The sequence below is a fragment of the Pseudarthrobacter sp. L1SW genome (assembly GCF_020809045.1).
Lineage (GTDB): Bacteria > Actinomycetota > Actinomycetes > Actinomycetales > Micrococcaceae > Arthrobacter.
Genome location: NZ_CP078079.1, coordinates 337,762 through 356,452, shown reverse-complemented (window position 1 = coordinate 356,452; position 18,691 = coordinate 337,762). Strand labels below are relative to the sequence as shown.

The 18,691-nt window shown below is 66.7% G+C and carries 19 protein-coding genes and 1 tRNA gene; 6 read left to right on the top strand and 14 right to left on the bottom strand.

All coding sequences use genetic code 11. The features are described from left to right. Nucleotides 1–3: 3 nt before the first annotated feature. The 3 genes from araA to araB are packed head-to-tail and all read right to left on the bottom strand — an operon-like array spanning nucleotide 4 to nucleotide 4,028. Nucleotides 4–1,524: an L-arabinose isomerase gene (gene araA / locus KTR40_RS01705; protein WP_228405085.1), complete on the bottom strand. Its 1,521-nt coding sequence runs from the start codon at nucleotides 1,522–1,524 to the stop codon at nucleotides 4–6. 45 nt (nucleotides 1,525–1,569) lie between these two features. Next, a complete protein-coding gene (locus tag KTR40_RS01700) occupies nucleotides 1,570–2,283 on the bottom strand; it encodes an L-ribulose-5-phosphate 4-epimerase (RefSeq protein ID WP_139027543.1) in 714 nt (237 codons plus the stop codon). Next, nucleotides 2,280–4,028, bottom strand: a complete 1,749-nt coding sequence (gene araB / locus KTR40_RS01695; RefSeq protein ID WP_139027542.1) for a ribulokinase — start codon at nucleotides 4,026–4,028, stop codon at nucleotides 2,280–2,282. Before araB ends, KTR40_RS01700 begins: the two co-directional genes overlap by 4 nt. Nucleotides 4,029–4,202: 174 nt before the next feature. Here araB and KTR40_RS01690 point away from each other — a divergent pair, with 174 nt between their 5' ends. Beyond that, complete coding sequence (locus KTR40_RS01690; protein ID WP_228405084.1) at nucleotides 4,203–4,742, top strand: hypothetical protein; 540 nt, start codon at nucleotides 4,203–4,205, stop codon at nucleotides 4,740–4,742. Here the strand turns inward: KTR40_RS01690 and KTR40_RS01685 are convergent. The 6 genes from KTR40_RS01685 to KTR40_RS01660 form a co-directional block, all read right to left on the bottom strand. After that, a complete protein-coding gene (locus KTR40_RS01685; protein ID WP_228405083.1) occupies nucleotides 4,704–5,573 on the bottom strand; it encodes an anti-sigma factor in 870 nt (289 codons plus the stop codon). The two genes, KTR40_RS01690 and KTR40_RS01685, sit on opposite strands and share 39 nt — an antisense overlap. Beyond that, complete coding sequence (locus KTR40_RS01680) at nucleotides 5,560–6,138, bottom strand: RNA polymerase sigma factor (RefSeq protein WP_139027539.1); 579 nt, start codon at nucleotides 6,136–6,138, stop codon at nucleotides 5,560–5,562. The genes KTR40_RS01685 and KTR40_RS01680 overlap by 14 nt, the downstream gene beginning before the upstream one ends. A 50-nt stretch (nucleotides 6,139–6,188) precedes the next feature. After that, nucleotides 6,189–6,911 (bottom strand): class F sortase, encoded by a 723-nt coding sequence (locus KTR40_RS01675; RefSeq protein ID WP_228405082.1) that lies wholly within the window; start codon nucleotides 6,909–6,911, stop codon nucleotides 6,189–6,191. A gap of 124 nt (nucleotides 6,912–7,035) precedes the next feature. Next, nucleotides 7,036–7,869: a DUF4397 domain-containing protein gene (locus KTR40_RS01670; protein ID WP_228405081.1), complete on the bottom strand. Its 834-nt coding sequence runs from the start codon at nucleotides 7,867–7,869 to the stop codon at nucleotides 7,036–7,038. 119 nt (nucleotides 7,870–7,988) lie between these two features. Further along, entirely contained in the window at nucleotides 7,989–9,005 is a 1,017-nt protein-coding gene (locus tag KTR40_RS01665) for a LacI family DNA-binding transcriptional regulator (RefSeq protein WP_228405080.1), read from the bottom strand. Nucleotides 9,006–9,187: 182 nt separating this feature from the next. Then, nucleotides 9,188–9,260, bottom strand: a tRNA-Lys gene (locus KTR40_RS01660). Between the two features lie 188 nt (nucleotides 9,261–9,448). Here KTR40_RS01660 and KTR40_RS01655 point away from each other — a divergent pair. The 4 genes from KTR40_RS01655 (at nucleotide 9,449) to KTR40_RS01640 (ending at nucleotide 12,671) form a co-directional block, all read left to right on the top strand. Then, on the top strand, nucleotides 9,449–10,108 hold the full coding sequence (locus tag KTR40_RS01655; RefSeq protein ID WP_139027535.1) for a hypothetical protein: 660 nt from the start codon (nucleotides 9,449–9,451) through the stop codon (nucleotides 10,106–10,108). A gap of 315 nt (nucleotides 10,109–10,423) precedes the next feature. Then, complete coding sequence (locus KTR40_RS01650) at nucleotides 10,424–11,041, top strand: DUF47 domain-containing protein (protein WP_139027534.1); 618 nt, start codon at nucleotides 10,424–10,426, stop codon at nucleotides 11,039–11,041. A gap of 1 nt (nucleotide 11,042) precedes the next feature. Next, nucleotides 11,043–12,056, top strand: a complete 1,014-nt coding sequence (locus KTR40_RS01645; protein ID WP_139027533.1) for an inorganic phosphate transporter — start codon at nucleotides 11,043–11,045, stop codon at nucleotides 12,054–12,056. A gap of 207 nt (nucleotides 12,057–12,263) precedes the next feature. Then, complete coding sequence (locus KTR40_RS01640; protein ID WP_139027532.1) at nucleotides 12,264–12,671, top strand: hypothetical protein; 408 nt, start codon at nucleotides 12,264–12,266, stop codon at nucleotides 12,669–12,671. A gap of 66 nt (nucleotides 12,672–12,737) precedes the next feature. Here KTR40_RS01640 and KTR40_RS01635 read toward each other — a convergent pair whose 3' ends face one another. From KTR40_RS01635 to pstS, 5 genes are all read right to left on the bottom strand, one after another. Next, nucleotides 12,738–13,001 carry a hypothetical protein gene (locus KTR40_RS01635; protein WP_139027531.1) on the bottom strand — a complete coding sequence of 88 codons (264 nt, stop codon included), beginning with the start codon at nucleotides 12,999–13,001 and terminating at the stop codon, nucleotides 12,738–12,740. A 170-nt stretch (nucleotides 13,002–13,171) separates the two neighbouring features. After that, nucleotides 13,172–13,951: a phosphate ABC transporter ATP-binding protein PstB gene (pstB, locus tag KTR40_RS01630; RefSeq protein WP_009357830.1), complete on the bottom strand. Its 780-nt coding sequence runs from the start codon at nucleotides 13,949–13,951 to the stop codon at nucleotides 13,172–13,174. An 80-nt stretch (nucleotides 13,952–14,031) separates the two neighbouring features. Continuing rightward, nucleotides 14,032–15,144 carry a phosphate ABC transporter permease PstA gene (pstA, locus tag KTR40_RS01625; protein WP_139027530.1) on the bottom strand — a complete coding sequence of 371 codons (1,113 nt, stop codon included), beginning with the start codon at nucleotides 15,142–15,144 and terminating at the stop codon, nucleotides 14,032–14,034. Beyond that, a complete protein-coding gene (gene pstC / locus KTR40_RS01620) occupies nucleotides 15,145–16,077 on the bottom strand; it encodes a phosphate ABC transporter permease subunit PstC (RefSeq protein WP_139027529.1) in 933 nt (310 codons plus the stop codon). Nucleotides 16,078–16,183: 106 nt separating this feature from the next. Next, entirely contained in the window at nucleotides 16,184–17,305 is a 1,122-nt protein-coding gene (gene pstS / locus KTR40_RS01615) for a phosphate ABC transporter substrate-binding protein PstS (protein ID WP_139027528.1), read from the bottom strand. Between the two features lie 256 nt (nucleotides 17,306–17,561). Between pstS and KTR40_RS01610 the strand changes: the two genes are divergently transcribed. Next, a complete protein-coding gene (locus KTR40_RS01610) occupies nucleotides 17,562–18,689 on the top strand; it encodes an aromatic acid exporter family protein (RefSeq protein ID WP_139027527.1) in 1,128 nt (375 codons plus the stop codon). Nucleotides 18,690–18,691 lie beyond the last annotated feature (2 nt).

Genomic DNA, 18,691 nt, shown 5'->3' with positions numbered 1-18,691 from the left:
AGTTTAGATCCCGCCGGCCAGTTTGTAGTAGGCGGCGTTCCAGTTCAGGTCCTTCTTGAACTGCCGGATGGTGGTTCCTTCATCGATGGTCAGCAGCTCGGTCCTGGCGATTTCAGCGAAGTCCTCGAACACGTCCATGCCCACCTGGGTGGACAGGACCGTGTGGTGCGCGGCGCCGGCCGTGAGCCAGGCGGCGGCGGAGGTGGCGAAGTCCGGCTTTGGCTGCCATAGGGCGCGGGCAACGGGCAGGTTGGGCAGCGGCTGGTCCAGGGGCACGACGTCGACGGCGTTGGCCACCAGGCGGAACCGGTCCCGCATGTCCGAAAGGGCCACGACGACGCCCGGGGAGGCATCGGCGTCGAACACCAGCCGCACGGGGTCTTCCTTGCCGCCGATGCCCAGCGGGTGGATCTCCAGCCGGGGCTTCGCGGCGGTCAACGAGGGGCAGACCTCGAGCATGTGCGCGCCCAGGATCTTCTCCGAACCGGGCTCCAGGTGGTAGGTGTAGTCCTCCATCAGGGAGGCGCCGCCGGGCAGGCCGGCGCCCATCACCTTGGCGGCGCGGACCAGGATGGCGGTCTTCCAGTCACCCTCGGCGCCAAAGCCGTACCCTGCGGCCATCAGCCGCTGCACGGCCAGGCCGGGGAGCTGGCGGAGGGCCCCGAGGTCCTCGAAGGAGGTGGTGAACGCCGCGGAGCCGTTGGCGTCAAGGAAACTGCGCAGGCCCAGTTCGATCCTCGCGCCGTACCGCAGCGATTCGTGGCGGGCCGCGCCTGCGCGGAGCTCCGGAACCACGTCGTAAAGGTCCTCGTACTCGGCAACCAACGCGTCGACGTCGGACTCCCCGGCGCCGTGCACGGCCTCGGCGAGCTCGTTGACGGACCAGGTGTTAACCGCGACACCGAAGCGCAGCTCCGCCTCGGTCTTGTCGCCTTCGGTGACGGCGACGTTGCGCATGTTATCGCCGAAGCGGGTCAACTTCAGGGTGCGGACGGCGGCCCAGCCGGCGGCGGCACGCTGCCAGGAACCGACCTGGCGGGCCACCTCGGGGTTGGAGACGTGCCCGACGACGGTCTTCCGGGCGATGCCCAGGCGGGACTGGATGTAGCCGAACTCGCGGTCGCCGTGCGCGGCCTGGTTCAGGTTCATGAAGTCGAAGTCGATGTCCGCCCACGGCAGGTCCCGGTTGGCCTGGGTGTGCAGGTGCAGCAGCGGCTTGCGGAGCAGGTCCAGGCCGGAGATCCACATCTTCGCCGGAGAGAAGGTGTGCATCCAGGCGGTGACGCCGATGACGGAGTCGTCCGCATTGGCCTCCAGTGCCGTGCGGCGGATGGAGTCCGAGTCGGTGAGGACCGGCTTCCACACGATCCGCACCGGAACCGATGAGGCGGCGTTGAGCTGGTTGGCGATCTCCTGCGACTGCGCGGCCACCTGCTTAAGGACGTCCTCGCCGTAGAGGTGCTGGCTGCCGGTGAGGAACCAGACCTCAAAACCGTCAAGGGAAGTGTTTGCTGCAGTGCTCATGGATGCTCCTGGAAGTAAGTTGTGGGGGCCGGCCGGGCGGGCCGGCTATTGGCCGTAGACGTTTTGGTAGCGGGCGTAGAGGGAGTCGATGGAGCCCTGGTCGATGGCGATGGGCTCACCCAGCTGCCGTGCGATGTGGACCGTGCGGGCCACTTCCTCGCACATCACGGCGGCCTTGACCGCGGATTTGGCGTCCTTGCCGATAGTGAACGGGCCGTGGTTCTGCATCAACACGGCCGGCGAGTTCGAGTTCTTCAGCGTCTCCACGATGCCGTGGCCGATCGAGTCATCACCGATCAGCGCGAATGGCCCCACCGGAATGGATCCGCCGAATTCGTCGCTCATCATGGTCAGCACGCATGGGATGGCTTCACCGCGCGCCGCCCAGGCCGTGGCGTAGGTGGAGTGTGTGTGCACCACCCCGCCCACCTCGGGCATGTGCCGGTAGACGTAGGCATGGGCTGCGGTGTCCGACGACGGCGAGAGCGGCGGGTTGCCCCACGCACCTGCTGCGCCTCCCGCGACAGGCTCGCCGTACAGGTCCGTGACCACCATCTGTTCCGGGGTCAGGTCCTGGTAGGAGACGCCGGAGGGCTTGATGACCATCAGCTCGTAGCCGGGGACCCGGGCGGAGACGTTTCCCGCCGTCCATACCACCAGCCCATACCGGGTCAGCTCGGCATGCAGGGCACAGACTTCCTCCCTGACGCCGGCGATGGTTTCCAGGATTCCGGCTCCCGCTGCCTTTTCGGCGCTCATGCGGACACCTCCACAGGAGCCTCGGCAGCAGCGCCGGCGGCAAAGACGGGACCGGCAGCCCTGCGCTGGATGGCCTTGAGCCGGTGCATCACATCGTTGGTGCCCCGGCCGAAGTAGTCATGCAGGGCCTTGTACTCCTGGAACAGCTCCTCGTAGGCGGCCACGTTTTCGGGAATCGGCGTGTACACCTCGCCCGGTTCCGAGCCCATCGCGGCGGCTGCAGCCCGGATGTCCGGGTAGGCGCCGGCTGCGACGGCCGCATGGATGGCGGACCCCAATGCCGGACCCTGGGCGGACCCGATGGTGGAGAGTTGCAGGCCGGTGGCGTCCGCGTAGATCTGCATCAGGAGCGGGTTCTTGAGCAGGCCGCCGGCCACGATGAACTCCTCCACGGGGACGCCCGAGCCGCGGAAAGCATCCACGATGGTGCGGGTGCCGAAGGCGGTGGCCTCCAGTAGCGCGCGGTAGGTGTCTTCAGGCCGGGTGGCGAGGGTCTGCCCCACCACGACGCCGGAAAGCTCGTGGTCCACCAGGACCGAGCGGTTGCCCGAGTGCCAGTCCAGAGCGATCAGGCCATGCTCACCGATGGCCTGCCGCGAAGCCAGCTCCGTGAGGTATTCGTGGATGCCCAGTCCCGCTGCCTCGGCCGCCTGGTGGTATTCGGGGGGCACGCCGTACTTGGTGAACCAGCCGAAGATGTCCCCCACTCCGGACTGGCCGGCCTCGTAGCCCCACAGCCCTTCAACAATGCCGCCGTCAACCACCCCGCACATTCCGGGCACTTCACGCAGCTCCGCGCCATTCATGACGTGGCAGGTTGAGGTGCCCATGATGGCCACCAGCTGGCCCGGATCTACAGCCTTCGCGGCCGGGGCAGTGACGTGGGCGTCCACGTTGCCCACAGCCACGGCGATGCCCTCCGGCAGCCCGGTCCAGGCCGCGGCTTCGGCAGTCAGGTACCCGGCGGCTTCACCCAGGCGGCCGATGGTGTGCTCCAGTTTGGCGCTGACGAAATCCTTGAACTGCGGATTCAGGGCGGCCAGGAAGTCCGTGGATGGGTAGCGCCCATCCTGGTAGATGCCCTTGTAGCCGGCGGTGCAGGCATTGCGGACATACTCGCCGCACAACTGCCAGACTATCCAGTCAGCAGCCTCCACCCAATGGTCCATTGCCGCGTAGGCTTCCGGATCCTCCTCCAGCAGCTGCAGGCCCTTGGCGAACTCCCATTCAGAGGAAATGAGCCCGCCGTAGCGGGGAAGCCAGGTTTCGCCGCGCTCGGCGGCCAACTGGTTGATCCTGTCAGCCTGCGGCTGTGCCGCATGGTGGCGCCACAGCTTCACGTAGGCGTGCGGACGGCGTTCGAACCCTGGCACTTCATTCAGCGGCGTGCCGTCCGCCTTGGCCGGCACCATGGTGCAGGCGGTGAAGTCCGTGGCAATGCCGACGACGGCGGCCGGGTCAATCCCCGCCTCGGCAACAGCGGCGGGAACCGCGTTGCGCAGGACCTCCCGGTAGTCGTTCGGTACCTGCAGGGCCCATTCGCCGGGAAGCCGCACCGTTCGTCCGTCATCGCCGCGGCCAGCCACGTCCTCCGGGAGGGAATCCGTCACCACGGCATGCGGATAGTCGTAGACACCGCTGCCGAGTTCCTTGCCATCCCGAACCCGCACCACCACCGCACGGCCCGAGAGCGTTCCGTAGTCTACGCCGACAACGAATGTATCCGGGGTACCCACTGCGTCCATAAGAAGCTTCCTCCATAGCTGCCGCAGCTTCGCGGCCTGACCACAATTGTGAGCGCTAACAGAAGTGAAGTCAACAGGGGAAAGTCAAGAGGAAACGATTGTGGGTTCCAGGCATATTCGCAGGCAGCCCGGGTAAAGGCAGGAAGACTGGAAAGACGGCCACGGGAGGAAGCGATGGAGGGTGCATCAACCGCGCCGGCACCTGCAGGCTCCAGCCGGACCACACGGGGCGCTTCCCCTGCGTGGCTCGCCGGCCCCCTTTCCGCCGGGCTGGGCCTGGCCGCCCACGTGGTTGCCGGCGGCCAGGCACCCGGCATCCTCATCGTCACCGCCCTGGCTGCCCTGCTGGGGATGGCCGCGTCGATAGCTGCCTCGATCTCGGGCGAACGCCGGCTCCCGGGGTGGGCTGTACTGCTCGCCGCCGGCCTGGTGCAGCAGCTGCTGCACCAGGCCTTCGACGCGTTTTCCACAGCCAGCGGCCTTTCCCTTCCCGGCCACCACGGAGGAGCGCCGGACCCGCGGGCGCCGGACCCGGCAACACCTTCCGCGGAAGGATCCGGCGCTGCCCACTCCCCGCACCTGATGCTGCACCTCCACGCCGCAGCCGCACTGGCGGCCACGGTTTTGGCCACCCAAGGGGCCACGTTGCTGTCAGCGGTCCAAGGGCGGAGCCGCTCAGGTGTTGAGCGTGCCCCGGACGATGCTGACGCTTGAATGGGCGGGATTGCCGTCCACGGGCTCGTCCGAGACGTCAACAATGGGGTATTCCGAGAGCTGCAGGCCGGCGGGCAACTGGAAGGTTCCCGAATCGGAATTCATTACACCAAGGCTCACCAGCCTGGAGAGGTCGGGGGCGATCAGCCAGACTTCCTGGTAGCCCTTCGCCTCGTCCTTGCTGAGCTGTATCTCCAGGGCACGGGAACCGTCCGCTGCCTCCACCACCTTTGCCGAACCGGCGGCGGAGAACTGGGCAAGGGGCGTAAGGTCTGCTTCAGCAAGCGGCCGGGGCGCCTGGTTGAGCGACCAGACAGCTCCCGCAGTGACCAGGACAGCCGCCGCGGCAGCAGCCATCCAGGTACCCGGGCGCTGCCACCAGGCTGTGGTCCGGCGCCGGGCAGGGCCGGTTCCAGCCCTGTCCTGCAGGGAAACAGGCCCCGCCGCGGCCTGACCGCTGGCTGCCTCCCTGCGGCCCTCCGCCGCCCCACGTTCGGCCGCCGCCTGGGCTTCGGCCCCCGCTTGGCGCTCGCCCGCCGCCTGGGGCCCTGCCGCTGCCTGCCCGGCCCCGGCCTCAGCCCTGGCCAACGGATCTTCCTGCACGGCCGCGGACAGGCCCAGCTCCCTGTGGATCCCCGCCCACACTTGGGGGCCGGGGCGCTCAAGGCTGCCGGCATCCGGCGTCGTCTTGACCGCGTCCACGGCCCGGCGAAGCGCAGCGAAGTCCGCCGCGCACTCAGGGCAGGCCCGCAGGTGTTCCCTGCTGCCGCCGTCGTCCCAGTCGTCATACAGGGCAAGGAGGCTCAACTCTTCCGGATCAAGATGCGGCATGGTTTACCTCCAATCTGTTTCTCAGGTGGGACAAGCTGCGGCGGATATGGCTCTTGACGGTACCAAGAGGCAGGCCGAGTTTCCGCGAGATCTGCTCATGGGTCAGGTCATCGTAGAAGGCCAGCTTCATGATGGAGCCCTGGGGTTCGCCAAGCCTGTCCAGTTCCCCATCCAGGAGGAGCCTGTCGGCCAGGAGTTCGGCATCTTCAAGGCCGTTCCCGGCTTCGTCCGCCATGCCGGCTCCCGCCGCCGCGAGGGCTTTCCGCGCTTCCCGGGCCGAGGCGGACAGGGTGTCCGAGATGACGTTCCGGGTGATGCCCACGATCCAGGCGGGAAGCCTGGCAACCTGCGGGTTGAAGGTGCTCCGGGAGCGCCACACGCGGATGAAGACCTCCTGGGTGACATCATCCGCCGCCGAACGGTCGGGCAGCGAACGCAGTGCAAGGGTGTGTACCAGCGGCGCGAATTCACGGTAGGCAGCAGCCAGGGCGCGTTCATCCCCGGCCAGGAAGGAGGGTGTGAGCTCGTCTTCCCAACCCCGCGGAGCCTGGTCGGGAGGTACCAAACGTGGCTCCTTCGCGGCGTCGGTGGCGGAAATCAAGGCAGCATCACCGCTCACTCAAGGACCGCGGTGACAATCACATTGTCGCTGTAGTCCATTCGTTCGTCCAGCCATTTGCCACCGCAGGTCACCACCTTAAGTTCATGCGGACCCGAGCGCCGGAACACTGAGCTGCCGTCAAACCTGTCCTTGGCCATCAGCTCCACGCTGACCACCCGGTAGTTCAGGGCAGGCGCACCCTGGCGGCCCACCTGCACCAGCGTTCCAGCGGCCACCGTTTTCAGCTGCGAGAACGGTGCAGTATCCGATTTCGTGTCAATGTGCCCGGCGATTACCGCTGTACCCGCCGCCGCGCCCGGGGCCGGGCCAAAACGGTACCAGCCAGCCCGGTCGAAGGCGTCGGGTATTTCCATCGCCCCGCCCTCCACAACTCCCACCGGCACCACGGGCATGTCGATGGAGGTTCCGGCCACCGTGAGCGAAACCGGGGAAGGTGCCGCTGCCGTTGATTCCGGCGTGGCGGGCCGCACGGGAATGTCCGGAACGGGAGCAGTCCCGGCGGCCGCGGGGCTTTCCGACTGGACTGGAGCCGGCGCAGCTGCCTGGCTGGCTGCCGGCGGGGAGGACGGAGCCGGCTGCGAGGGGTCGGCCGCGCAGGCGGGAAGCAGCAGGGCCACGGCCAACAGGGCGGCGGCCCCGGAAAAAACGGAAGGACGACGGCGGTACTCCCCTGCCGTCGTCGTACCTGTTTGTGCCTGTCCGGCGTTCACTTGCATCGGGACCACCTGTCCGGCCTTTCTCGCGTCAGTCCCTGGGCGGGAACCTGCACCTGATGGGAAGGGGACAGCCGCCCGGCTTTCACCGGGCGGCCGCCAGTGGGGGCGTACTCTGCCGTGGGGTTTACTCTGCCCGGCGGGCGGCGGCGGTGCGGGTTACGCCCAGGCCGCCGAGGAGCAGGGCCAGGGCTGCGGCGCCAAGACCGACAGTGAGTGCGGCCGGGTTGGTCGGAGCAGCATCGCCGGAGCCGTCACGGGCTCCCGGCACGGAGGCGGGAGCGGAGTGCAGCCCCTCGATGGTTTGGACGGCGAGCTGGAGGTTCTTGTCCGCCAGGCTGCCCCAGGCGTACACAATGGTGTGCGTACCCTCGGCGATCGTGACGTCGGCCGGACCGATAACCGGCGCGGTGGTTCCGGTGGCGGCAACCGCAGCGGAAACGGTGCCCGGGTCCAGCGTGAGCGTCTGTTCGTTCGGGTTGGCGAGGTTGGACACCACGGGGGCACCGCCGGCCAGGACGTCCACGGCCGGGGCGGCGGCTGTGTGCCGGACGGTCAGCTTGCCCTTGCCGGCCTCGATCTGGGAAACGTTGTTGGTGAAGAGGTTGGCCGTGGGGTTGCCCGCTGCGTCAAGGTTGGCGACGGCGGTGTAGTTGCCGTTGGCGGCCAGGGTGACACTGACCGGGCCGATCACGGCTGCGGACGCATCGGCTGCATCCGAGGCGGTGATGGCCAGTTCGTAGGCCCCTGGCGGCAGTGCCAGCGGACCGGCCAGGCTGCCGGGAGTGAAGTCGTCCAGCGTTCGGTCGCCGTTGACCCAAACGTCCACGGTAAGGCCCGGGACGCCATGGAGGACGGAAAGCTGGGCGTCCCCTTCCGCCGCCTGTGCAGGGCCGGCGAGAGCGATGGCAGCTGCGATTGCCGCTGCTCCGGCGCCTGCTGTGAAGATCCTGTTGCGCATGTCCTTCTCCTTGATCGGCCCGCCGTACGGGCGTTTTTTGCTTACACCCCTACTACCGGCGCAGCATCAGAGTTGGATGCACTTGCATGGAAATTTGTTAGGAATTTTTTCTGGCGCGGTTAGGCGGCGGGCGGGGCGGTGCTCGCCCGGAGGACCAGTTCCGGCGTGACCACTGTGGAGCTGACGTCGGCGCCGGCTTCGATCTCCTTGAGCATGATGTCCATGCAGCGCCGGCCCAGCTCCTCGAAGTCCTGCCGCACCGTGGTGAGCGGCGGCGTGAAGTACCCCGATTCCGGTTGGTCGTCGAACCCCACCACGGAGACATCGTCGGGCACCCGGACCCCCGCTTCAGCGAAGGCGCGCAGCACGCCGAGCGCCATCTGGTCGTTGCCTACGAAAAGCGCCGTTGCGGTCCGCCCGGCGGCGAGCTTGCGGCCAGCCTCGTATCCGCTGCCGGCGCTCCAGTCGCCCTGCACCAGGAGGTCGTCCGCCAGACCGGCGGCCCCGAGTGCCTCGCGCCAGCCTTCGGCCCGTTCCGAGCCGTCCGTCCAGTCCTGCGGTCCGGCGATGTGGCCGATCCGGCGGTGGCCCTGGCTGATGAGGTGCGCGACGGCCAACTGGGCGCCCGCGCGCTGGTCCACCATGGCCCCGCTGACAGTGCTGCTGCCGAGGGACCCCACCGCCACCACAGGCACTGGCAGCCGCATCTCTTCGAGGGCAAGCAGGGTATCGGCGTGGGGCACCAGCACCGCGATTCCGTCAACGGCCTGGTCCATGAAGTGGTTGACGGCGTCGGAAATGGCATCCCTGCTTACCTCTCTCAGGGCTGCAATGCTGACAAAATAACCGGCATTCCGGGCGGCCTGTTCCACGCCCAGGAGCGTGTTGGCCGGACCGTACTGGGACAGCTCGCTGGCCAGGACGCCGATGGTCTGTGAGCGCCGGGTCACCAGGCTCCGGGCCGCGGTATTCCGGCGGTACCCCAGCTCGGCAATGGCGGCCTCCACCTTTGCCCGCGTAGCTGCGCTCACGTTGGGGTGGTTGTTGATCACCCGGGAGACGGTCTGGTGGGAAACCCCGGCCTTGTCCGCCACGTCCTCCAGGCGCGGCATCCGCCCCTTGCTGCTTTTTGCCATGTGCCTATTCTGCCTGCTGCGGACCTGCCGGCAGTCCTGGGCTTGTTCGCGAATCCCAACCTTCAAGGTCAGGAACCGCGAACAAGCTTAGGAACGCCACGCTCTGCCGGGACCACAAATAAAAACCCCCGGCTGCCTGCTGCTGCAAGGAACCGGGGGTTTTCCACTCTTCGCTAAAAGAGTGGGCCCTGTGGGGCTCGAACCCACGACCCACGGATTAAAAGTCCGATGCTCTACCAACTGAGCTAAAGGCCCCCGCCGGGTGGTTCACGCTGTAAGCGCTGCCCACCTCGGCCCAATCCATTTCTGGACGTTAATACTCTAACCCATGGTTCCGGCGCGTTCGCACGGAGCTGCCCATCCGCCGTCGGGCGCGGAATCATGCGCCGGGCAAGGCGAACGGATGCTCGATTTCCACCTTGGCACAGGAGTAGCGTGGGGGCATGAGTGAGCAAGCAGGATCCAGTCCTTACGGCGGCGCGAACCGGCACCATAAGCCCAAGCCCTTCGCTCCCATCGACTTCGAGCCCTTTGCCGGGGGCGCGGATCCCGCGCGCGTTTCGGAGGCGGCCCACCTCGCGGCCCAGGCCCTGGTTCGCCATGGCCGCGACAGTGACGATCCCGTGGTCACTGAGCGCCTGGTGAAACTGGCCGACGAGCAGGGGCTGGAGGCCATCGCGGAAATGTGGGCGGAAAGTCCGGCCCGTTCACTTCCCGGCGCGTTGTGGCGCCTCTACGCATTGCGGGCTGCCACGGTCCAGGACCCCGAGCGCATCTCTGTGTACTTCAGGGCCGGCAAGGATACCGCCCAGGTGTCCAACGTGGTGGCCGGGGCGGCCGAGCCGCCGGGCGCCGATGAGATGCGGGCCATGGCCGATGCCATCCTCTCCGGCGCGTTCGACGGCGAGTTCGACGTCGCGCTGGAGCGTTCCGCAGCCTTCTGCCGGGTTGTGGCGCTCGGCCAGGCGACCATCGCCGACGGTGCCGAGCACGGCAACGAAGCACAGGCCAGCAAGCTCACCCGGAACTCGCACCAGCTGGTGAAGACCGCTGAGGACCTGGAGCACGCCGCGAACGCGTGGCGGCTGGGCGAACTCGACTGAACCTGGCGGCCTGCCCCGTCCTTGCCCCATCTGTCAAGATTGACTTGCGCCAGCCAAAGTAGAAAACTGAAATCGGTGCCGAGCCGCGAAACCCCCGGGCTTCAACAATTAGCCGCCTAGAGCGGCCTACCGCCGAGAGGCGTATCCGGTTCGGCACCATTTTTCTGCCACTTTTCCTGCCGTCCTTCGGGACATTCCGGCCCTGTTTGCGGGCGCCAAGTTACGGGCCGGTAGAGTTGGCTCAGTTGCGTGCCGGGGTCAAGTCACACGGCAGCAACGCCCCGCCCGTACTTTTCCCCGGAGACCGGTAAACACGTGAAGCTGCGCCTTTTCCCCCAGGAGCCCGCCGGGCTGGACCTCCTTTCACAGTTGGCCCAGCAGATCGTGCTGGCCACCGCCACCCTGGCCGAAATTCTTGGCGTCCCTGCTGCTGAACACGGCAAACTGGTGGAGGACATGCACAACCACGAGGCGAAGTCCGCGGAGCTGCACTTCGCCCTCCTCACGCACATGCGCTCCAGTTTCGTGAACCCGCTCCCCCGCGAGGACATGTACGCGCTCTCCCGCTACCTCAACGAGGCGATGGAGAAGATGGACGCGGCTGCAGAGCTGGTGGCCCTGTACAAGCTGGAGCGGCTGCCCAAACGTGCCGCCGACCAGCTGGAGATCATCAGCCGGCAGGCGGAACTGACGGTGGATGCCATGCGCCGGCTCAACAACCTTGATGACCTCGAGGACTACTGGATCGAAATCCTCCGCCTCACCAAACGCGCCGAACGGACCCACCGCGTCTGGGTGGCGGACATGATCGCGGACATGAAATGGGCCCAGTACTCCCGCAATCGGGATATCGCCAACCAGCTGGTGGAAGTCACCAAGGACATGCGGCGGATCGCCACCCAGGTGGGCAGCCTCATCGTCAAGGAATCGTGAGGTGACGCCGCTCATTTTCGGCCTGGTGGTCCTGTTGTCCGCGGCGTTCGCATTCCTCAACGGCTTTCGCGACGCGTCCACCTCCGTTGCGCTTGCCGTCCGCACCAGGGCACTCACACCCAGTGTGGCGGTCCTCCTGGCGGCCTTCTTCAACTTCCTTGGCGCCCTGGTAAGCGCCGGCCTGGCGGTGGCCATCAGCCGGGCCTGGATCAGCCTTCCCCCGGGGCCCGAGGGCCTCAGCATCCTGGTGGCCGGGCTGGCGAGTGCCTGCGCCTGGGGAATCCTGCTGTGGTGGCGGGGCATTCCCGCCTCGTCCACCCACGCCCTGGTGGGCGGCCTTGCCGGTGCCGGGCTGGCCAGCCTTGCAGTGGGCGGAACCGGCGTTGGAGGCGTGGACCAATCCTTGCTCTTCCAGGTGGTGCTTCCGCTGGTACTGTCCCCGCTTGTCGCTTACAGCGGCTCATTCCTGCTGGTTTATCCGGCCACATGGGCGGCACGGTACACCCAGCCCAACGTGGTCAACCACCGCTTCCGCCGAAGCCAGGCCGTGGCGGCCGGGGCGGTGGCTTTTGGGCACGGTGTGCAGGACGGGCAGCGGGTGAGCGCCGTGCTCCTGCTGGCGCTGCTGGCAGCAGGGTATTCCGACGGCGGCGCCATGCCCCTGTGGGTGATGGTGGTGACGGCGGTGATGATAGCTGCCGGGACCATGTTCGGGGGCTGGCGGATCTCGCACACCATCGGTTACAAGATCACCAGGGTGGACCCGCTGCGGGGCTCCGTGGCCCAGATCTTCAGCGCGGTGATGCTTTTTGTGGGTGCAATCGGGCTTCACTGGCCGCTGTCCACCACGCACACCGTCACATCGGCCGTCCTCGGCGCCGGAGAGAACCAGCACTTTTCCGTGACCAACCGGAAATTGGTGATCCGGATCGTGGGGCTTTGGATCCTCACCCCGGCGGTTACGGCCGCGCTGGCATTCGTGCTGGCCCTGGCACTCACTCCGGTGGCCCGCTGAACCCGGCGCCTGCTCGGCTTCCTGCAAGGCTTCGCTTCCCCTATACAGGCCGTTGACCGTGCCGTAGATTCGAAAGTAGGTCCCCGGAATTTCGCGGTTACAGCGCAAGTTGCCAGGGTCCTGACATCCGCCGCCGGGTGCACGGCCGCGGATAGCCGCTGCAGCATCCGGCGGCATGGACGCACCACGCGGAAAAGACCAGGCATCATGTCCAGATCGGATTCCCGGCATTCCCTGCCACAGCCCCGGCGGCTCCGTTGCGAAACCTGCGGAACCGAACATGAACTGACCATCCACGCCATCAGGTCGGTGGGCGCGGCCAACGGGGACCTGGTCCTTGCCGCGTACACCTGCAATGACTGCGGCCTGTTCCAGGAACACCTCGCTTATGCACGGGATGTGGCCGCAGCGCTGCACCAGGTGCGCTGGATGGCCCAGGTCATCCTCTTCGGGGACGATTACATCCACTGCGGGTTCCCCATGGAGGAAGCCGCGTTCGAGATCGAACGGCTCAGCTACCGCAGCAGCAACGGCGGAGGAGGACTGAACGTTGTCTCGCTGCCCACCAAGGTCATGCGCTGCCGGTGCGGCTTCCAGCTTGAAATCCCGGACTAGCAGCCGCCGACGGCCCGGACGCTGAAGCCCTTGCTGGCCAGGCGGGCCAGGCGGTCCGGCGCCGGCTCAGGCGCGCGGGGCGTCCAGCAGGGCCGCTTCCAGTTCCTCGGACGTCAGGTTGGCCGCCTGGAGGAGTGCACCGTGGTCCACGCCGGAACTGGCGGCCTGCCGCACTGCCTGCCTAAGGGACTCGTGGGCGGCATCGAGTTCCCACTGGATGCTTTCCAGATAGGAACTGGTGCGCCACACGGCGGAGAGGTGCTCCCCATCGGCGCAGGTTTCAGGCCCGTTGGGATGATGGACCCGAAGGCCGTTTGCCATCTGCGTCAAGGAAAACTCCTGAGTCTTCTATTTACTAGTTCCCAAAGTATCTAGCCAAGCGTACTAAATACCGCCAGTCATCGCCACCACTTTTTGCACGACTTCTCTGCTGCAGCAGACAGCCCGAGCAGGAAGGATTCCTGCTCGGGCTGCGGGGCGCGTGGGCCAAAACCAGCGGGTTATCCGAACCGGCCCGAGACGTAGTCCTCGGTGGCCTTCTGGGTGGGGTTGCTGAAGATGGTATGCGTGTCCCCGACCTCGATCAGCTTGCCGGGCTTGCCGGTGCCTGCGATGTTGAAGAAAGCGGTGCGGTCCGAGACGCGGGCTGCCTGCTGCATGTTGTGCGTCACGATCACCACCGTGTACTGGTCCTTGAGCTCGTTGATGAGGTCCTCAATGGCCAGCGTGGAGATGGGGTCCAGTGCCGAACACGGCTCGTCCATGAGGATCACCTGCGGCTCCACGGCGATGGCACGGGCAATGCAGAGTCGCTGCTGCTGTCCGCCGGAGAGGCCCGAGCCGGGCTTCTCAAGGCGGTCCTTGACCTCGTTCCACAGGTTGGCACCCTTCAGCGAGCGTTCCACCAGGACGTCGGCCTCGCCCTTGGAGATCTTCTTGTTGTTCAGCTTCACGCCGGCCAGCACATTGTCCCGGATGGACATGGTGGGGAACGGGTTGGGCCGCTGGAACACCATGCCGATCTGCGAGCGTACGGTCACGGGGTCCACGCCCGGGCCGTACAGGTTGTCCCCGTCCAGCAGGACCTCACCCTCCACGCGCGCGCCGGGGAGGACCTCGTGCATGCGGTTCAGCGTGCGCAGGAAGGTCGACTTTCCGCAGCCCGAGGGTCCGATGAACGCGGTGACGGACTTGGCCTCGATGTTGATGGTGACGTCCTCCACGGCGAGGAAATCGCCGTAGTACACGTTCAGGTCCTTGACGTCGATGCGCTTAGACATGGTGTTCCTTCACTAACTGGGTATGAATTGAAGTCTAGGTTCCGGCGGGTAGGACCGGAAGGGACGAGGGCTGGAAGCGGTCAGCGGCCCGTCTTGGGGGCAAAGATCCGGGCGATCAGCCGGGCGCCAAGGTTGAGGACCATCACCAGGATGATCAGCACCAGGGCTGCGCCCCAGGCGCGCTGGGATGACGGGTCCGGGTTGGCCGGCGAGGTGGGGTTCAGGATCTGGGTGTAGATGAACGTGGGCAGCGAAGCCATCCAGCCGCTGAACACGTTGGAGTTGATGCTGGTGGCGAAGCCCGCGGTGACCAGGATGGGCGCCGTCTCACCGATGACGCGTGCGATCGCCAGGGTGACGCCCGAGGCAATGCCGGAAATCGCCGTCGGAATGACAACCTTGACGATGGTCCTCCACTTGCGCACGCCCAGGGCGTACGCGGCTTCGCGCAGTTCATTGGGAACGATCTTGAGCATTTCCTCGCTGGAACGCACCACCACGGGGATCATGAGCACGGAAAGCGCGACGGCGGCAACGGCGCCGGTCTTGGTGCCGGGGCCCACGACGGCGAAGAAGAAGGCCGCGGCAAAGAGGCCTGCCACGATGGACGGAATGCCTGTCATCACGTCAACGAAGAACGTAATGGCGCGGGCCAGGCGGCCGTCGTTGCCGTACTCCACCAGGTAGATGGCGGTCAGGAGGCCCACCGGCACCGAGATGACCGTGGCCAGGACGGTGATCTGGATGGTGCCGATAAGGGCGTGGTAGATGCCGCCCAGGACCGGGGCGCCTTCCTCTACGGCACGGTTGTCATAGACACCGGTGACGCCGTTCATTGACCTTGTGAGGAATCCCGGGTTGAGGAGTCCGGGGACGCCGTTGACCAGCACCGTCCAGATCACAGAGATGAGGGGCAGCAGTGCGATCAGGAAGGACCCCACCACCAGGCAGGTGGCCAGCTTGTCCTTCGCCTTGCGGGAGCCTTCCACGGCTCCGCTCCAGGAGACCAAGCCGATGGCAAACAGCAACGCCGAGACGATGCCCCAGCCGACGGGGTTGAAGCCCACCAGGGCCATGATGGCAGCACCCAGGATCAGCGCGGCGGCCAGGACGACGTACGGCGCATACTTGGGCAACTGGCCCTTGGTGAGGGCCGAGCGCTTGCTGCGCACAGGGGTAAGCGTGGAGGTCATTTAGTTGGCTCCCGAGAATTCTTTGTGCCGGGTGATGATCCAGCGCGCGATCATGTTCACGGCCAGGGTGATGACGAAGAGGACCAGGCCGGCGGCGATCAGGGTGCTGACCTTGAGCCCGCTGGCCTCCGGGAAGTTCAGGGCGATTTCCGCGGCGATGGTCTGGTTGCCGGACTGGATCAGGCTGGCGGTGAGGGCGCCGGAGGAGAGCACCAGGGCAACGGCCATGGTCTCGCCGAGGGCACGGCCCAGGCCCAGCATGACGGCGCTGATGATGCCGGGCCGTGCGAATGGCAGGACGGACATCTTGATCATTTCCCAGCGCGTGGCGCCCAGGGCGAGCGCGGCTTCCTCATGCAGCTTGGGGGTCTGGAGGAAGATTTCGCGGGACAGGGAAGTGATGATGGGCAGGACCATCACGGACAGGACGATTCCTGCGGTGAGGATGGTCTTGCCGGTTGCGGAGGCCGGGCCCTGGAAGATCGGCAGCCAGCCCATGTTGGCGGCGAGCCAGTTGTAGGCGGGCGAGATTTCCTGGGCCAGGAAGGCCGCACCCCAAGCGCCGTAAATGACGGACGGGATGGCGGCCAGCAGGTCCACCACGTAGCCCAGGCCGGAAGCGAGTCCGCGGGGGGCGAAGTGCGAGATGAACAGGGCGACGCCGATGGCGATGGGCGTGGCGATGACCAGGGCGATGACCGCTGCGATGAGCGTGCCGATTACGATCGGCCAGATGTAGGCGAAGAAGCCCGCACCGCCCTGGATTTCGTCGGCCGGCGCCGTCAGGGCGGGGATTGCCTGAACAACCAGGAAGAGTGCGACGCCGAAGAGGACGGCAAGAATGAGGCAGCCGGCGGCCAGCGCGGCGCCCGAGAAGATTTTGTCCCCGGCGCGCCCGGCGCCCTGGGTACTTGTCAGGGGGGTGGCGGTCATTCGACGGCCCTTCGGTCGGTAGCTGATTCAGGAAAGATGTGCTGTCCAAAGCCAAGTTCCCCGCACTGCCTTTCGGCAGGCGGGGAACCCGGTTTCAGAGCGGTTATTAGGACTTGACCTTGATGGAGTCGATAGCCGCGGCTGCCTTCTCTGCAAGAGTAGAGGAAAGCGGGGCCGACTTGGCGGAATCCGCGGCGGCCTGCTGGCCTTCCTCGGAGACTACGTAGTTTTCGAAGGCCTTGACCAGGTCAACGGTTTCCTGCTTGTCGTACGCGCTGCAGACAATGTGGTAGGAAACCAGCACCACCGGGTATGCACCCGAGGCGGTGGTCTTGCGGTCCAGCTTGATGGCGACGTCGTTGGCTGAACGGCCCTCAACGGCCTTGCCTGCCTCGACGGCCTTGGCTGCGGCGTCGGCGGAGATCTTGACGAAGTCCTCGCCCACCTTGATGGAGGCGGTGCCGAGCTTGCCGCCCACGGCTGAGTCATCAGCGTAGGTCACGGCGCCGGGGGTGTCGGTGACGGTCTTGACAACGCCGGAGGTGCCCTTGGCGTTCTCGCCCTGCAGGGCTGCAGGCCAGATGCCGGCGGCCTTGTCCGTCCAGACCTCGGGTGCGGCCGACGCCAGGTAATCGGTGAAGTTGGTGGTGGTGCCGGAGTCATCCGAGCGGTTCACGGGGGTGACCTTGAGGTCCGGCAGGGTGACGCCCTCGTTCAGGGCGGCGATGGCGGGATCGTTCCACTTGGCGATTTCGCCGCGGAAGATTTTGGCCACGGTAGCTGCGTCCAGCTTCAGCTCGGTGATGCCGGGAAGGTTGAAGGCCACGGCGATCGGGGAGATGTAAACCGGGATGTTGATGGCGCCCTCGGGACCGCAGACAGCCTTGGAAGCCTCGAGCTCTTCGTCCTTGAGGTAGGCGTCGGAACCGGCGAACTGGGCCGAGCCGTCGATGATGGCCTTGCGGCCTGCGCCGGAGCCGTCCGGGGAGTACTGCACGGTGGCGCCCTGGTTTGCGGAAGCGAAGCCTGCCTTCCACGCGTCCATGGCCGCACCCGTGGAGGATGCGCCGATGCCGGTCAGGGTGCCGGTGACCTTGGGGCCTGCGGGCGCCTGGTTGCCGGTGGGCGAGGTGTTCGTGGCGTTGTCTGAACCGCAGGAGGTAAGCGCGAGAGCGCCGGCTGCGAGAACAGCGATAGCCGCGTGGCGGCCGAAGCGGAGTGCCTTCACTGGATGTACCCCTTCCAGGGTTTTCAATATGCGGGCAGGGACGGAGAACCCTGTTGCGCGATGCGTACGTTTTGTACCTTCATCGAAGTTAGGGTCCGCAGGTAACGGGATTGCCTGCCCAAGGTTAACGGAGGATTAACGGCGGCCGGATATTCGTTTACATATGCCCGGTCACCATTGCGCAGATCACATGTTGGGCCGTAAGGCGCCGCGCACCGGAAATGAAAGGGGCCGGGCAGCAAATACACTGGACGGCATGGCTCCCGCAGCAGGACTCTCAGCAGGCAGACGGTTCCTGCGCGGCCGCTTCCGCACCGGCCTGATCCGCAGCCGGAACTCGCTGGTCCCCGCGGTCCAGATGACCGTGTGCGCCGTAGGCGCCTATGCCTTCGCTGAGTACGTGCTGGGCCATTCCGGCCCGCTGTTTGCGGCCACCTCCTCGCTGATCGCCTTGGGGTTTTCCCGGGAACCCCGGCTGCGGCGCGTCCTGGAGGTCGGCCTGGGCTGCACCATCGGCATCGCGGTGGGCGACCTGCTCCTGCACTGGCTGGGCGCTGGAATCTGGCAGGCCGCCGTCGTCCTTTTGTTTTCCATCCTGCTGGCCCGCTTCCTGGACAGCGGAAACATCTTCACCACCCAGCTGGCCCTGCAGTCGCTGCTGGTGGTGCTCCTTCCGGCACCGTCCGGCGGGCCGTTCACCCGGAGCATCGACGCCGTGGTGGGCGGGCTGTTCGCATTGCTGGTGACCATCCTCGCGCCGAAGGACCCCCGCCGTGAGCCCCGCAGGGACGTGCAGAAACTCCTGCACGAGCTGGCGGAGGTGCTGCGCGAATGCGCCGACGCCCTCATCAACAGCGACTCCACCCAGGCCTGGCACGCCTTGGTCCGTGGCCGCAACTGCCAGCCCCTGGTGGACGCGATGAGGCATTCCCTCCGCGCATCCGGCGAAGTGGCACGCCTCGCGCCCGCGTACCGCCGGCACCGGGACGAGCTGGACCGGCTGGAACGCTCGCTCGATTTCATCGACCTTGCGCTGCGGAACAGCCGCGTCTTCGCCCGCCGCCTCACCAGCGCCATCAACCACGCGGCACTGTCCGATGAGGCCACGGAAAACATCGCGGAGGTGCTGCAGGAGACCGCTGCCGCCATTGACGAGCTTTCGCTCGGCTTGGCGGAAACGCACGACGGCGTCCGCCGCGCCCACATGCGCACGGCCCGCCAGGACCTCAGCGAGATCGCCCTGCGCCTGCATCCGAAGCTCCTGGGGGTGCAGCGGCTGGAGGGCGAAACGGTGGTGATGCTCTACCGGCCGCTGATGGTGGATTTGCTGGAAGCCACGGGCATGGACGCCCGCGAGGCCCGGGACGTGCTGCCCGCGTTGTAGGG

Excerpts from the sequence above, each read along its gene's own strand:
- KTR40_RS01690 (WP_228405084.1), top strand. The coding sequence starts at position 4,203 with ATGGAGGGTGCATCAACCGCGCCGGCACCTGCAGGCTCCAGCCGGACC.
- KTR40_RS01610 (WP_139027527.1), top strand. The coding sequence starts at position 17,562 with ATGGCTCCCGCAGCAGGACTCTCAGCAGGCAGACGGTTCCTGCGCGGC.
- araB (WP_139027542.1), bottom strand. The coding sequence starts at position 4,028 with ATGGACGCAGTGGGTACCCCGGATACATTCGTTGTCGGCGTAGACTAC.
- KTR40_RS01655 (WP_139027535.1), top strand. The coding sequence starts at position 9,449 with ATGAGTGAGCAAGCAGGATCCAGTCCTTACGGCGGCGCGAACCGGCAC.
- pstB (WP_009357830.1), bottom strand. The coding sequence starts at position 13,951 with ATGTCTAAGCGCATCGACGTCAAGGACCTGAACGTGTACTACGGCGAT.
- KTR40_RS01665 (WP_228405080.1), bottom strand. The coding sequence starts at position 9,005 with ATGGCAAAAAGCAGCAAGGGGCGGATGCCGCGCCTGGAGGACGTGGCG.
- KTR40_RS01670 (WP_228405081.1), bottom strand. The coding sequence starts at position 7,869 with ATGCGCAACAGGATCTTCACAGCAGGCGCCGGAGCAGCGGCAATCGCA.
- pstC (WP_139027529.1), bottom strand. The coding sequence starts at position 16,077 with ATGACCGCCACCCCCCTGACAAGTACCCAGGGCGCCGGGCGCGCCGGG.
- KTR40_RS01700 (WP_139027543.1), bottom strand. The coding sequence starts at position 2,283 with ATGAGCGCCGAAAAGGCAGCGGGAGCCGGAATCCTGGAAACCATCGCC.
- KTR40_RS01675 (WP_228405082.1), bottom strand. The coding sequence starts at position 6,911 with ATGCAAGTGAACGCCGGACAGGCACAAACAGGTACGACGACGGCAGGG.
- KTR40_RS01685 (WP_228405083.1), bottom strand. The coding sequence starts at position 5,573 with ATGCCGCATCTTGATCCGGAAGAGTTGAGCCTCCTTGCCCTGTATGAC.
- KTR40_RS01640 (WP_139027532.1), top strand. The coding sequence starts at position 12,264 with ATGTCCAGATCGGATTCCCGGCATTCCCTGCCACAGCCCCGGCGGCTC.
- araA (WP_228405085.1), bottom strand. The coding sequence starts at position 1,524 with ATGAGCACTGCAGCAAACACTTCCCTTGACGGTTTTGAGGTCTGGTTC.
- pstA (WP_139027530.1), bottom strand. The coding sequence starts at position 15,144 with ATGACCTCCACGCTTACCCCTGTGCGCAGCAAGCGCTCGGCCCTCACC.